The organism is Pseudomonas silensiensis, from assembly GCF_050434865.1.
Taxonomy (GTDB): Bacteria; Pseudomonadota; Gammaproteobacteria; order Pseudomonadales; family Pseudomonadaceae; genus Aquipseudomonas; species Aquipseudomonas fluorescens_W.
Genome location: NZ_JBNDJH010000012.1, coordinates 32895 through 46812 on the forward strand (window position 1 = coordinate 32895; position 13918 = coordinate 46812).

Annotated in this window: 15 protein-coding genes; 14 read left to right on the forward strand and 1 reads right to left on the reverse strand. The window is 59.5% G+C overall.

Features of this window, described 5'->3' with window-relative positions:
• The first annotated feature begins 143 nt into the window (after nucleotides 1–143).
• Complete coding sequence (locus tag QF010_RS18035; protein ID WP_033060835.1) at nucleotides 144–641, forward strand: CesT family type III secretion system chaperone; 498 nt, start codon at nucleotides 144–146, stop codon at nucleotides 639–641.
• Nucleotides 638–2692, forward strand: coding sequence for a hypothetical protein (locus QF010_RS18040; RefSeq protein WP_050482857.1), 2055 nt, complete (start codon nucleotides 638–640; stop codon nucleotides 2690–2692). The genes QF010_RS18035 and QF010_RS18040 overlap by 4 nt, the downstream gene beginning before the upstream one ends.
• A 60-nt stretch (nucleotides 2693–2752) precedes the next feature.
• On the opposite strand, the gene QF010_RS18045 is transcribed toward QF010_RS18040, so the two are convergent.
• Complete coding sequence (locus QF010_RS18045; RefSeq protein ID WP_033060836.1) at nucleotides 2753–3295, reverse strand: RNA polymerase sigma factor; 543 nt, start codon at nucleotides 3293–3295, stop codon at nucleotides 2753–2755.
• Between the two features lie 244 nt (nucleotides 3296–3539).
• On the opposite strand from QF010_RS18045, the gene sctW reads away from it, so the two are divergent.
• Genes sctW through sctU form a run of 12 tightly spaced genes read left to right on the forward strand, consistent with a single transcriptional unit; the run spans nucleotide 3540 to nucleotide 13918 of the window.
• Nucleotides 3540–4643 carry a type III secretion system gatekeeper subunit SctW gene (sctW, locus tag QF010_RS18050; RefSeq protein ID WP_033060838.1) on the forward strand — a complete coding sequence of 368 codons (1104 nt, stop codon included), beginning with the start codon at nucleotides 3540–3542 and terminating at the stop codon, nucleotides 4641–4643.
• Entirely contained in the window at nucleotides 4643–6727 is a 2085-nt protein-coding gene (sctV, locus tag QF010_RS18055) for a type III secretion system export apparatus subunit SctV (protein WP_033060840.1), read from the forward strand. Before sctW ends, sctV begins: the two co-directional genes overlap by 1 nt.
• Before the next feature lie 19 nt (nucleotides 6728–6746).
• On the forward strand, nucleotides 6747–7679 hold the full coding sequence (locus QF010_RS18060) for an FHA domain-containing protein (protein ID WP_033060841.1): 933 nt from the start codon (nucleotides 6747–6749) through the stop codon (nucleotides 7677–7679).
• A complete protein-coding gene (locus QF010_RS18065) occupies nucleotides 7676–9025 on the forward strand; it encodes a FliI/YscN family ATPase (protein WP_033060843.1) in 1350 nt (449 codons plus the stop codon). The genes QF010_RS18060 and QF010_RS18065 overlap by 4 nt, the downstream gene beginning before the upstream one ends.
• Nucleotides 9026–9027: 2 nt before the next feature.
• Nucleotides 9028–9474: a type III secretion system stalk subunit SctO gene (gene sctO / locus QF010_RS18070; protein ID WP_033060844.1), complete on the forward strand. Its 447-nt coding sequence runs from the start codon at nucleotides 9028–9030 to the stop codon at nucleotides 9472–9474.
• A 6-nt stretch (nucleotides 9475–9480) separates the two neighbouring features.
• Complete coding sequence (locus tag QF010_RS18075; RefSeq protein ID WP_033060846.1) at nucleotides 9481–10047, forward strand: type III secretion system HrpP C-terminal domain-containing protein; 567 nt, start codon at nucleotides 9481–9483, stop codon at nucleotides 10045–10047.
• Complete coding sequence (locus QF010_RS18080) at nucleotides 10044–10766, forward strand: hypothetical protein (RefSeq protein ID WP_033060848.1); 723 nt, start codon at nucleotides 10044–10046, stop codon at nucleotides 10764–10766. Before QF010_RS18075 ends, QF010_RS18080 begins: the two co-directional genes overlap by 4 nt.
• Nucleotides 10756–11121 (forward strand): FliM/FliN family flagellar motor switch protein, encoded by a 366-nt coding sequence (locus QF010_RS18085; RefSeq protein ID WP_033060849.1) that lies wholly within the window; start codon nucleotides 10756–10758, stop codon nucleotides 11119–11121. The genes QF010_RS18080 and QF010_RS18085 overlap by 11 nt, the downstream gene beginning before the upstream one ends.
• Before the next feature lies 1 nt (nucleotide 11122).
• Nucleotides 11123–11776: a type III secretion system export apparatus subunit SctR gene (gene sctR, locus QF010_RS18090; protein ID WP_033060850.1), complete on the forward strand. Its 654-nt coding sequence runs from the start codon at nucleotides 11123–11125 to the stop codon at nucleotides 11774–11776.
• Nucleotides 11777–11783: 7 nt separating this feature from the next.
• Nucleotides 11784–12050: a type III secretion system export apparatus subunit SctS gene (gene sctS / locus QF010_RS18095; RefSeq protein ID WP_033060852.1), complete on the forward strand. Its 267-nt coding sequence runs from the start codon at nucleotides 11784–11786 to the stop codon at nucleotides 12048–12050.
• Nucleotides 12051–12845: a type III secretion system export apparatus subunit SctT gene (gene sctT, locus QF010_RS18100; protein WP_033060854.1), complete on the forward strand. Its 795-nt coding sequence runs from the start codon at nucleotides 12051–12053 to the stop codon at nucleotides 12843–12845.
• Entirely contained in the window at nucleotides 12842–13918 is a 1077-nt protein-coding gene (sctU, locus tag QF010_RS18105) for a type III secretion system export apparatus subunit SctU (RefSeq protein ID WP_033060856.1), read from the forward strand. Before sctT ends, sctU begins: the two co-directional genes overlap by 4 nt.

A 13918-nucleotide genomic window follows, 5' to 3' on the forward strand; every position in this document is an offset into this window, starting at 1 on the left:
AAGCGAAGGTCGGTTCCCTGAGTGGAGAGTGCTTGGCTGTCGGGTGGAAAGGATCGGGAACCCATGGTTCGTTCACGACCACGCAGTCAACCGAATATGCCCCTAGAGCAGTTCACTCACACCCTTGGCGAGAGACAATAATAATGACCACGGACCGCTACCGATTACTAATCGACGAGATCTGCATCCTCAGCCTGATTCCTCATTCGCCGGATTTTCATGAAGCCGCGAATTTTACGGTCCACAAAGTCGACTTCAGCCTGCAGCATCGCACACTGGAACAAGGTGACCAGGTGGCCATCTATGCCGACATAGGTCCACTACCGTCGGGCAATCGTGACGCCGTGTTATTATCGTTACTGGAAATCAATTTTCACCTCTTCCACAGCGGCCAATCTCCGGTGTTCTCCTGCAATCACGAGACAAAACGGGTGTTGTTGATGGGATCGGTCGAACTGGCAGACGCCACTGCGCCGATACTGTTGCTGACGATGAAAGCCTTCGCACAACTGGCTGGCGAATGGCGCAGGAGCGCCTTTCAACAGGCGGCGTCGCAAGCGTCGTCGACACCGGTCAACCAGACACACCGAGACACGACACACTCAAGCGATGCCTCGCAGCGAACCAGGAGATTTCAATGATGACGCCGATCAGCTCGCGGCCACAAACATCCAATGCGTCTGACATCCAGAAAGTCGCGCGCTCCGGCGCGATTACAGACGCTGTTTCTCCTGCGACGAGCACGCCATCGCTTCAGGTTGAAGCTTCTCGCCAATCGGTCATCCCCCGCCCACCTCCCAATACACCGACGACCCACTCGGCTTACGCGCCTGCCTTCCCCGCACGTTTTGCAAAAGTACTGTCGCATCTGTCCCTCAAAGCACCTTCACTCCAGGCACTTGAGCTGAAACTCAGGCTTGCGCCAACGACTGATTGGGCACAAAGCGCGAAGCTTCAGAGCCAAGCATTCACCGAACACGTGCAACAACTGACCGAACATCTGGCATTGCTTCATCTTGAGCACGAAGAAGACGCCCTGGAAAACCGCCCCACCGATGCCGCTGGCATCCAGGCGCTGGCAGCCAGCCGGCGTAGCCTGGCCGAGTACGCCAACCAGAGCAGCACGGCAATCTCTGGCGCCCTGAACACCTTCATCGGCAACCTGGAGGAGAAGGTCAAAAAGCTGCAGCCCCCTGAAGGGGCAACGATTCAGGCAGCCATCAATACCTTGCAGGAGATCCTCAAAAAGTCGTCCAAATCGCTGGACGCTGTACTCAAACACACTGGCCTGAACACCACAATCGAGGATCTCAACACCGCTCACCAATCACTTGGCTTTTCCGGTTGGGCAGGCCCGATAGCCGCCGCGAGCATTCCTCAATTCATCGCTTCCATGACCCATTTGGGCTATGCGCGCTCCGCCATCGACCAAGCTGCGGACAGCCGTTACCCCGACGACGCTGCACTCCTCACGCGCTCGGCAATCGTCGGCACGGTCGCCGGAATTGCGCACGAAAGTGTTAACGCCGTGGTGAAGCCCGCGTTCCAGGCATTTTTTCAAGCCACTTCCCTTGCGGAGAAGGCAAACATAGTCGGGCTCAAACCCGTGGACGCGAACACCCTGATCCCCGACCCGCTACCGTTCAAAAAAGTAGACGGCCGTCTGGCGAGCAAAAATGAGGCTGAACTCACTCAAGAGCTCAGCTCGGTTAAGGAACAAAGGACCAGGCTCGCGGATAAAAAGGCACTCGGCACATCGACGCACGTTCTTGGGGAGATGGTCCCCTATACGTCATTCGGCGGTGCCCAGGCGGTGCGGCAACTTCTCAATGACCTGACCCGGATCAATGGCACGACCTTGACCGCCAGGGCACTGGCCTCCGGGGCAGCAGGTGCAATGTCGGCCGGCGCGCAGGCTGCTATCCAACTGGGCACCACCTTCACCGATAACAAGAACCGTACCTTCCCGGTGTATGCACCGGACCGCGCGCCGAAGAACTTTTCTAGTGAACTTGGCAAGGGGCTGGATCTGCGGGAAAGCAAGGTACGCACGGCGTTCTACAGCAAAAGTATTTCTGGCATACAGAGCGCTATCTTTAACGGAAGTTTGCCCTCCGTCGCCCAACCAACACCCACCGCTGCCGAACATGTTGCTCCATCTCCATTGACCCGTTCGCAGATTGTGAAAAATGCCTTGCTCGCCGCTGCCGGGTCGATCAGCTATTTGTCGACCCTCTATTCCAGTCAAGCCAGCGCCGGCGAGACCGCTGCACGCAAGGCAGCGCAACCTTCTGCCCCGCGGATATTCGATCGCACCGAAACCGCCAGGCGGAATGTCTTCGCCCCCGGTCGGCCGGATTTACCTCACATGTCCTCAAAGGCAGCCCTGGGTGGCGGGTTGCACGCATTGGAAAACGCGACTCACATGGGGCGAGGTGTGCTACAGATCGCACCGCAGGTCCTGGTGGACATTACCAAAGCGCTGGACGCAGGCGCAGTCAAGGGTGGCGAAGCCTACTCCAGAGCGACGACCTCGCGCACTCGGCCGTCGACGGTCGCAACTGACAAACCTGTCCCGATGCAGGTTCTGTCTTCGGCCATAGAGTCCGCGGGGATGGAAGACGAAACCCAAAGGCTCAGAGCAGCCGAAGAAGGCCAAGCTGGCCCCAGCGGTACGAATAGCAACCCATAGGTCATGAACGCTTGAACGTCCCCCCGTGCTGGGCCTGCCCCGGCCACAGGAGGATTGGGCTCACGCAAAAGGATCTATCTGACGCTTCAACTGCTCGCGTGCCCGTGACAGGCGCGAGCGCACCGTACCGATGGGCACGCCCAGTGACGTCGCCGTTTGCTGGTAATTCCCGTCCATTTCCAGAGCCACCTCGATCACCTGCTGCATATTCGAGGACAAGGAGCCTATAGCCTCGACGGCCCGCACCAACTGCCGGTGGTCGTCGACCTGATGACCAATGTCGCCTTCACCCTGGCTGCTGATATCGGAGTGTATGTGGTCGTCCCAGCTTTCCTGATAGGGCTGGCGGTACATACGTCGAAAGTAACTACGGATAAGGTTCAGTGCGATACCGCACAACCAGGTCTGCGGCTTACTGGCGTGTTGGAACTTGTGCTCGCAGCGCAGCGCTTCAAGGAAAGTGCCTTGCAGGATATCGTCAACATCGTTCGGGTTCATCACGCGCTTGGAAATAAACGCTCGCAGCATCTGCATCTGGTCACTCGTGAGTTGACGAATGCCGGCTGGCGGCGTGGGGGTGGATGTCGAGTCGTTGGGGAACATGGGGGCTTACTCTTACTTAGAAGTGTGCAAGTCCCATAGCGATATGTATGCCAGCTAAAAAAAACCGTAATTTATTGATTTTAAAAGATTAAAAAAACCCCAAACCACCCTTCTGTGCAAGAACTTGCATAAAGCACTCCACGGCACGACGGCGATTGGCACAAATACCAAGACCGTCAGAGGCATGGAACCAGAACACCACCGTGGCCCACCCAGAGCACATGACAATGCTCAGAACCGCCTTATGAAAATCGCCGCCCCCACCTCGGTTTATCCGCTGCAAATGCCCGTGGTCGCGCCGACGAAGACCGCACTTGCCCCCTTGCAAACACCCACACTTACGCCCTCCCCTGCTGGTGGGACTACGGCTCAACAGGTAGCGCGATTCGCCACGGCGCTGGTTCAGCAAAGCAAGACCTTGAGCCAACGCGATCTGCTCGCCAGCAGCAATTTGTTGCAATCGCATGCGGTCAAATTGAGTGAGCTGTACCAACAGCTGACGGGTGCACACGAACAAAGCCTCGCCGGCGCAGCACGAGCGCTGCGCAAACAATTGCAAAGCCAGATTCCGAGCCTGGCAATGGTGATGGCCTTCGCCGGCGATGACGCCGCCAAAGCCCATGTAATGTTGCAGGCTGCAGCCAAACAGGCGCGAAACGAAGGTGCGACGGGGGAGCACGTGACGCTTGCGCAGCAGTTGAACCTGCTGCGCGCAAAGTTCGGCAGGCACAGCCGCGCCGGTATCAACAGCGCCAAAGCCTTCGCCCGTTCGAACCTGAATACGCGTCGCCGAGGCACCCTGCGCTCGCTCTACAGCAGCGCGGTGGCGGGTCAACAAAACATTGTCGGGTTGATCGATGCGCTGATGAGCGAGCAAGAAGAACCTGGCCAGTTCGAACTGACGTTGCGCGACATGCGCAGCGCCATCGCCGATGACCTGGCCGCACTGACGCCGTCGGCCTCGCAGCAACAACTGCGCACGCTCATGCACGGCCTCAACACCGCACGGCATGTCGCCACCTTGCTGCATGGCTGCGAGCATTTATTGGGACGCATGCGCCGCAAGAATCCCGAGTTGAATGTCAACCCGCCGGCGTTCCTCAAGCAGCTGCTGGCGCTATCCGGCAAGGGCATGAGCCTGAACGAAACACTGCAATTGAGCCAACACATCGGCGGTAAACAACTCAAGCATCAGCTCGCGTTTCTCAACGGTCTGCGGCCAATGCTGCAGCAACTGCCGATGCTGCTCTGGCGTGACATCAAAAGCCGACAGAACGCCCTGAGCAACCTGCTCATGCTTATGGCCCAACTCACGCAGCAGGAACAGAACCAGAGGGGCATTGCCTGATGGACAAAATCATCAATCTGCTGAATCAGCTCGCCCTGGCCGCCATGCGTCGCTCGGAAGTAGTGGGCGCGTTTGTGGTAATCGCCATCGTGTTCATGATGATCACCCCGCTGCCCACATGGCTGGTGGATGTACTGATCGCCATCAACATCTGCATCTCTTGCCTGCTGATCATGCTGGCCATGCACCTTCCCCGACCGCTGGCTTTCTCCACCTTTCCGGCGGTGCTGCTGCTGACCACCATGTTCCGCCTGGCATTGTCGATCTCCACCACGCGTCTGATCTTGCTCGACCAGGACGCCGGACACATCGTCGAAGCCTTCGGGCAGTTCGTGGTTGGCGGCAATCTGGCGGTGGGTCTGGTGATCTTTCTGATCCTCACCGTGGTGAACTTTATGGTCATCACCAAAGGTTCGGAGCGCGTGGCCGAGGTGGGTGCACGTTTTACCCTGGACGCCATGCCCGGCAAGCAGATGTCCATCGACAGCGACCTGCGTGCCAACCTGATCACGGTCAACGAAGCCCGTACACGACGGGCTGAACTGGGCAAGGAAAGTCAGCTGTTCGGCGCCATGGATGGTGCCATGAAATTCGTCAACGGCGACGCCATCGCCAGCCTGATCATCGTTGCTATCAACATGATCGGCGGTATCGCCATCGGCGTAATGCAGCACGGCATGACCGGTGGTGACGCCCTGCAGCTGTACACGGTACTGACCATTGGCGACGGCCTCATTGCCCAGATTCCCGCACTGCTGATTTCAGTGACCTGCGGCATGATCATCACCCGCGTGCCCAGCGGCGATCCCGTGCAAGCCAACATCGGCCGGGAGATCGCTGAGCAAATCACCAGCCAACCCAAAGCCTGGATCATGGCAGCGATGGCCATGCTCGGTTTCGCTGCGCTACCGGGCATGCCCACGGCGGTGTTCCTGGTGATTGCGTTCATTTGCGGCTTTGGCGGCCTGCTGCAACTGCAACGCGCCAAGCCTAAGACGGATCAGGAGCAGCCTGTCGCAGTCTCGCCGGAAATGAATGGTCGCGAAGATTTGCGCACCATCCTGCCGAGCCGCCAGTTCGTCCTACAGTTCCATCCCGGGCAGGACAACGATCAGGTGGAAGCGCTGGTCAGCGAAATACGCCAGCGACGCAACCGCCTGGTGGTGCATTTCGGTTTGACCCTGCCCTCCTTCATCATCGAGCGCGCCGCCGACCTGGAATATGACGAGTTCCGCTTCTCGGTCTACGAGGTTCCGCTGCTCAAGGCCACGTTCACTCAGACCCATGTTGCCGTCGACGTTCGGGCGCTGTCTGAATCAGCTGTACCCGGCAGCGCCGACCGCCAGGAAAGTCAGTGGGTTTGGATGCCCAGCGATTCCCCGCTCCTTCTGGAAAACGACATTGAGTCGGTTAGTGCCATGACCCTGATCATCGAGCGCATGGAGCGGGTACTGCAGGCCTGTGGCCCGCAGTTCATTGGCCTGCAGGAAACCAAAGCGATTCTCGGCTGGCTGGAAACCGAGCAACCGGAACTTGCCCAGGAAATGCAGCGTGTGCTGCCCCTGGCGCGCTTCTCCGCGGTACTTCAACGCCTGGCCTCCGAATGCATACCGCTGCGAGCCGTCCGCGTGATTGCCGAATGCCTGATCGAGCACGGTCAGCATGAGCGGGAAATCACCGTTCTGACCGACTACGTGCGCATCGCCCTCAAGTCTCAGATCTTTCATCAATACTGCGGCCCCGAGGGCTTACTGGTGTGGCTGCTGACGCCGGAAAGCGAAGGCATTCTGCGCGACGGTCTGCGTCAGACGCAGAGCGAGACTTTCTTCGCACTGGAGCACGGAACCAGCCAGCTACTGATGGAGCAACTGTACATAGCCTTCCCCCTGCGCTCGTTGGACAAGGCCGTGCTACTCGTCGCCCAGGACCTGCGCAGCCCGCTGAGGACATTGTTGCAGGAAGAATTCCACCATGTCCCCGTGCTGTCATTCGCCGAGGTAAGCAACACCGCCCAGGTCAAGGTCATGGGTCGTTTTGATCTGGATGACGACGAGCAACCCTTTGATAACGAGTACGCCGCTTGATTCACCTGGAGAAGACCGGATGTTTGAATTACGGGTATTGAGCGGACTGCATCAGGGGGCTGCGTTGCCACTGATTGGCGAGCAATGGCTGATCGGTGCCGATGCGGCACAGGATCTGGCGCTGTTTGACCCCGGCATGGCGAGCCTGCACTGCCGCCTGCAGCGGGTCGGTGACGACTGGACCCTGAGCGCAGAGGACGGCGTTGTATGCGACGAGCAAGGGCATGCGCACCCGGTGACGGTGTTGACACTCAACCGTAATTTCACGTTGGGCTCGGTATGGCTGTGCTTGGCCGCGGCCGAGGATGCCTGGCCAGCAGTACCCGCACCCACCGCCGCCAACACGCAGACCGATACCCCGGCACAGCCGTCGTCCGGCACCTTGCCGCGTGAGAAGATCGCCATCCGCTCACGGGTTTTCAATCGCGTCAGCGGGGTGATCATGGGCCTGCTGATCGGCATTGTCGGCAGCGCCTGGACCTTGACTCGCACGCCTTCCTCAACGCTCGAACCGGTTGCAATTTCAGACGCCACCAAAACGGTCTTCTCCGGCAAGCGCATTTCTCTGGTAGACGCCGAGGATGCGCGGCGCCAGCTCAGCACCATGCTCAGCGAGCGCATGCTCAATGACATCAGCGTGCAACAGACGCCTGAAGGCATGACGATCAGCGGCAACCTCAAGGCAGAATCGCTGGAGGTGTACCAGCGGATGCTCCAACGCTTCAAGGATCGCTACGATTCCCCCGTGCCATTGATCGATAACGTTGCCACCTCCAGCACTGGCCTGCCGTTCGTGATCGTGCAGATCATATCGGGCCCGCGCGCGCATCTGGTGACCGCCGATGGCCACCGGTTGTACATCGGTGACGAGTTGCAAGGGTTGCGCCTGACGCGCATCGATGATCAGCGCGTCGAGTTCGATGGCGACCGTCATTATGAGTTGCGCTGGTGAACGCGGCATTGGCGCAATGGAAAGCCGGGCATGTCGCCAGGCTGGAAAATTTTTCTGCGGCGACCATCAGCGGCCGGGTCAGCGCCGTCAGCGGCATTTTGCTGGAGTGCCAGATTCCCGCGGCGAGAATCGGTGACCTGTGCGAAGTGAGCAAGGCCGACGGCAGTGTGATGCTGGCCGAGATCGTCGGTTTCACCACGCAATGCACGTTGCTCAGCGCCCTAGGCACCCCGGACGGTATTCAAGTGGGCGCCCACATCCGCCCGTTGGGCATCGCCCATCGCATCGGCGTGGACGATAGTCTGCTGGGCAGCGTACTCGATGGTTTCGGTCGTCCGCTCTCGGGTGACGCTACCGGCGCCTTTGCCGGCCTCCATGACCGTCGTGTCACCCGGCCGGTGATCGCCGATGCCCTGCCAGCCACAGAACGCCCACGCATCACTTGTGCGTTGCCCACCGGCATCAGGGCCATCGACAGCGCCATGCTCTTGGGCGAAGGCCAGCGTGTCGGGCTGTTTGCCGGTGCCGGCTGTGGCAAGACCACATTGATGGCCGAATTGGCCCGCAACATGGGGTGCGATGTCATCGTGTTCGGGCTGATCGGTGAACGAGGTCGTGAGCTGCGCGAGTTTCTCGATCATGAGCTGGACGAGACCCTGCGCCGACGTTCGGTGTTGATCTGCGCCACCTCCGACCGTTCAAGCATGGAGCGCGCCCGAGCCGCATTCACCGCTACCGCCATCGCCGAGGCCTTCCGGGCCAAAGGCCGCAAAGTGCTGCTGTTGATTGACTCCCTGACCCGCTTCGCCCGTGCGCAACGGGAAATCGGTATTGCTGCCGGCGAACCCCTGGGCCGCGGCGGCCTGCCGCCATCGGTGTACACTCTGCTGCCGCGCCTGGTAGAGCGCGCAGGCATGAGCGAAACCGGCTCGATCACAGCGCTGTACACCGTGTTGATCGAGCAGGACTCGATGAATGACCCGGTGGCAGATGAAGTGCGCTCGCTGTTGGACGGCCACATCGTGCTGTCGCGCAAACTGGCCGAACGCGGGCATTACCCCGCCATCGATGTGCAGGCCAGCATCAGCCGAGTCCTGGGCAACGTCAGCAGTCGCGAGCATCAGCGGGCCAACAACCGGTTGCGCCGCCTGATGGCGTCGTATCGCCAGGTTGAAATGCTGCTGCGCCTGGGCGAATACCACCCCGGCAGCGACCCGGTCACTGACTGCGCGGTTCAACTCAATGACGCCATCAACGCCTTTCTGCAACAAGACCTGCGCGAACCGGTGCCGTTACAAAACACCCTCGAAGCCCTCACGCACCTGACGTCGCAATTGCCGGAGTAGCCATGGATGAAGAACTGGAAATCGATCCGCAACACGCCGAGCTGGAAAGGTTGATCGGTGTACTGACACCCTTGCGCCAGCATCGTCAGGCCAGAGCCGAGCGCGCTCAGAGCCGGGCTCAGGCGGAACTGGCAACGATGCACGATCAATTGACCCAGGCCCAAGCAACGTTGGGCCAGGAACGAATCAATCAGCGCGAGCGCCGTCAAGGCCTAGCCGACATTCACCTGCAACAAACTCTGACAATGACTGAGGTCGATCGCTGGCACGACAAAGAGCGCCGGATGCTCGACCGTCTAGCCGAAGTCCGTCAGGAGGTCGATCAGCAATGCCTGCAAATTAATGCGCAACAGGCTCTGCTCGAACAAGCTCGCCAGAATGCCAAGGCACGCCAGCGCGCGGTGGAAAAACTGTCCTGTCTGAAAGAAGCCATCCATGAAGAAGGTTAAGCCGTCATGAGCGCACCCATCAAATCCACCCCGCCACCGACGCCGCAACCCAAACCTGCGCCGCGTGTCGCCCCGCCCGCCGACCGTCCGGGGCCCAGCGAATCACGCCCTGCCTCACCGTCGACGGCTAAGCGCGGGGAAACCGAGCGCGGTCGTGTTACGTGGCAGCATCAGGCAGCCGACACCCCGATGGCCGCCGACGGCTTGTTTTTTTCACAGCTGCTGATACCGCCGGTAAGCGAAGAGCCCAGCCATTCAGGATTCGCAGGGGGCAGCAATTTCAGCATGCCGTTGCCCGCCGAGGGTGTGCCCACACAATTGATCGACGAATTGGCCCAACAACTGCCTTCGCAGGCCGGGCAGCCCTTCAGCGTTACGCTTTTGATGCCCAATCTGGGCAAGGTGCACGTCAAGGCCAATAAGCGCGACAGCCATTGGGAGATTGAGTTGGGTTTCGCCCGCCCCGACGTATTGGCGCGCCTGCAATCTCGCCAGGACGCGTGCGAGGAAGCACTGAGTCAGGCGCTTGGGCATGACGTTCAGTTGTCACTGCATGACGACTTCTACTCATGAATCCGTTGTCCTTGCGTCGAATCGACCAACGGTTGGCCCAGGCCACACGCCAACTGGGTCAGGGCCTGACACTGGGCTTCAGCGCCCAGGGCCTGATGGGCGAGTTGACGCTGCGTCCGGTGACGTACGGCACTTTTGCGAGCAACGACGGGGTATGGCTGCGCAGTGCAATCGGGCTCTTGCGCCTGAGCGATGCCAGCGCGGTACTCAGTCTGCTGGGTGACGTGCCCGCGGTGCTGCAAGGCACCCACCAACCTTGGTATTGGCAATTTCTGAACCAACAACTGAGCGCTCCGATCGCCGCGCTGCTGGCGCCGATCCAACCCGTCGAAGAGGACAGTTGCAAGCTTGCCGCCGAGGTGCAATGCCGACTTCATGTGCGCCTGGGTACTGAGTCCGTCCACGCGCTACTTGCCACTGACCCAGACACCCTGCTTCGCCTATTGACCGGCGCGCCCTGGCAGGCACATCAATCGCCAATGGGTGATGACTGGCAAATCTCCCATCCACTAGTCATCGGCCAACTTTCCCTGACCCTGGAGCAGTTGGCGTCCTTGCGCCCGGGCGACGTGGTGTTGCCCGGCCACTGCCATTTCGACAGTGAGGGCAATGGCCGCCTGGACCTGGCGGGCCGAATCTGGGAGGCGGGCATAGAGGCCCATGCCCAACGACTTACTTTGCGACTGAGCCATGAGGAAGACTTTAAAAATGGGCGATGACGATCTGTATCAGGACAAGGTTGAGCTGTTATCCGAAGAAAGTGACGGAGAAGAATTGGAGTACGAGTACGACAAGGAACAGGACACCGCCGACCATGAGTCCGAGCTTCCGGAATCCGACACCCCTGCACCGGATCCGTTGGAGCAGTTGCCTATGGAGCTCACCCTGCGCTGTGGCAACCTGACCCTGACCCTGGGCCAATTGCGGTGCCTGGCTTCAGGCATGGTTCTGGAGGTGTCCGGTATCACACCGGGACATGCCACGTTGTGTCACGGCGAGCGAGTGGTCGCTGAGGGTGAGCTGGTGGATGTAGACGGGCGCCTCGGCCTGCAGATCACGCGGATGGCCTCCTGACATGGTCATGGAAGGCATTAACCCCGTTGTACTTGCGCTGTTTCTCGGCTCGTTGTCGCTGGTTCCATTTTTGCTGATCGTCTGCACCGCGTTCTTGAAAATATCCATGACCTTGCTGATCACCCGCAATGCCATCGGTGTGCAGCAAGTGCCGCCGAACATGGCCCTGTACGGTATCGCCCTGGCGGCGACGATGTTCGTTATGGCGCCGGTTGCCCATGAGATACAGCAACGCGTGCACGACCGTCCGCTGGAGCTGGGCAGCACTGAAAAACTCCAGGCCAGCGCCGACACGGTTATCGCACCGCTGCAGCGTTTCATGAGCCGCAACACTGACCCAGAGGTGATCGCTCATTTGCTCGACAACACCCGGCGCATGTGGCCCAAGGAAATGGCCGACAAGGCGACCAAGGACGACTTGATGCTGGTGATTCCAGCGTTCGTACTGTCCGAATTGCAGGCCGGTTTCGAGATCGGTTTTCTGATCTACATCCCCTTCATCGTCATTGACCTGATTGTCTCCAACCTGTTGCTGGCGCTGGGTATGCAGATGGTGTCACCAATGACCATTTCACTGCCGCTCAAGCTACTGCTCTTCGTCTTGGTGCAAGGTTGGACCCGCCTGCTCGACAGCCTTTTTTATTCGTACATGTGAGGTTGCCATGGAAGCGTTGGCATTGTTCAAGCAAGGCATGTTTCTGGTGCTGATTCTCACTGCCCCGCCTCTTGGCGTAGCGGTGCTGGTGGGCGTGGTGACCTCGCTGCTGCAAGCACTGCTGCAGATTCAGGACCAGACCTTGCCATTTGGGGTCAAGCTGGCGGCAGTAGGCCTGACGCTTGCCGCGACCGGGCGCTGGATCGGCGTGGAATTGATCCAGTTCATCAACATGGCGTTTGACCTGATCGCCCGGACCGGAGGCGCGCACTAAATGCCCTTCGACGCCCAAGGCCTCTTTGAACTGCTGCTGGGTATGGGCCTGGGCATGGCACGCCTGCTGCCGTGCATGGTCCTGGTGCCAGCGTTCTGTTTCAAATACCTGAAGGGGCCGGTGCGCTATGCCGTGGTGGCCGTGGTGGCGATGGTGCCGGCACCCTCGATCGGCCACGCGTTGACGATCCACGGTGATGCCTGGCTTGAGATCGCCGGTCTGCTGATCAAAGAGGTCGTGCTGGGCACCCTGCTCGGCCTTCTGCTGTATGCCCCGTTCTGGATGTTCGCCTCGGTGGGCGCCTTGTTCGACAGCCAGCGCGGGGCACTCAGTGGTGGGCAGATCAACCCGGCGCTGGGGCCCGATGCCACGCCAATGGGCGAGGCATTCCAGGAGATGCTGGTCATGCTGGTAATCCTGTCCGGTGGTCTGTCGCTGATCACTCAGGTGATTTGGGACAGTTACATCGTGTGGCCACCCACCGCATGGCTGCCAGGCATGACCGTGGAGGGTCTCGACACGTTCCTCGAACAACTCAACCAGACGCTGCAACACGTCATGTTGTATGCAGCGCCTTTTATCGGTCTGCTGTTATTGATCGAGGCTGCGTTGGCGATCATTGGTCTCTACGCGCAACAGCTCAACGTCTCGATACTGGCCATGCCCGCCAAGAGCATCGCGGGCCTGGCCTTTCTGCTGATCTATTTGCCCACGCTGCTTGAACTGGGCAATGGGCAATTGCAACAGCTGTTGGATCTCAAGCACTTGATGCGGCATTTGGTGCAGGTACCATGAGCGAAAAAACACAAAAGGCTACCCCCAAGCAGGTTCGCGATGCCAGGGAGAAGGGTGACGTCGGTAAAAGCCAGGACTTGAGCAAACTGCTGGTGCTGCTGGCGGTCAGCGAAGTCACCCTGAGTCTGGCGGATGAAAGCATGGTGCGTTTGCAATACCTGCTGTCACTGTCGCTAAATCAAGTGGGTAAGCCCTTCCTCCATTCGCTCGCACAAATCGGCAGCGAGGGAATCACCGTGTTGATCGGCTTCATCCTCAGCAGTGTGGGTGTGGCGATGTTGACGCATCTGGTCGGCAGCTGGATGCAGTTCGGTTTTCTGTTCGCCCCCAAAGCCCTGAAACTGGACCTCGCCAAGCTTAATCCGTTTGCCCATGCCAAGCAGATGCTGTCCGGGCAGAACATCACCAACCTGCTGCTGAGCATCCTCAAGGCCACGGCGATCGCGACGGTACTGTACGTGCAGATCAAGCCTTCACTAAATACCTTGATCCTGCTGGCAGACTCGGATCTGACCACCTATTGGCACGCACTGGCGCAAGTATTCCGGCATATATTGCGTGTCACCCTGGGCCTGCTGCTGGCCATGGGTATTGTCGATTTCGCTCTGCAAAAATATTTCCACGCTAAAAAACTGCGCATGAGCCATGACGATATCAAGAAGGAATACAAACAGGCCGAGGGCGACCCTCACGTTAAGGGTCATCGCCGCCAGTTGGCTAAAGAGCTCTTGAATCAGGCTCCCACGACGCCACGCAAGCCTGTGGAAGACGCCGACATGCTGGTGGTCAACCCTACCCACTATGCGGTGGCCTTGTATTACCGACCCGGTGTAACGCCCTTACCAGTGATTCATTGCAAAGGTCAGGACGACGATGCCCTGTCCCTGATCGAGCGCGCTAAACGCGCAAAAATTCCGGTCGTCCAGAGCGTGTGGCTGGCGCGCACGCTGTACAAGGTCGGTGACGGCCGGCACATCCCGCGCACCACTTTGCTGGCCGTGGCGCACATCTATCAGGTGGTTCGCCAACTCGACGAAATCACCGATGAGGTGATCCGAGTAGAGGCGCCCTGA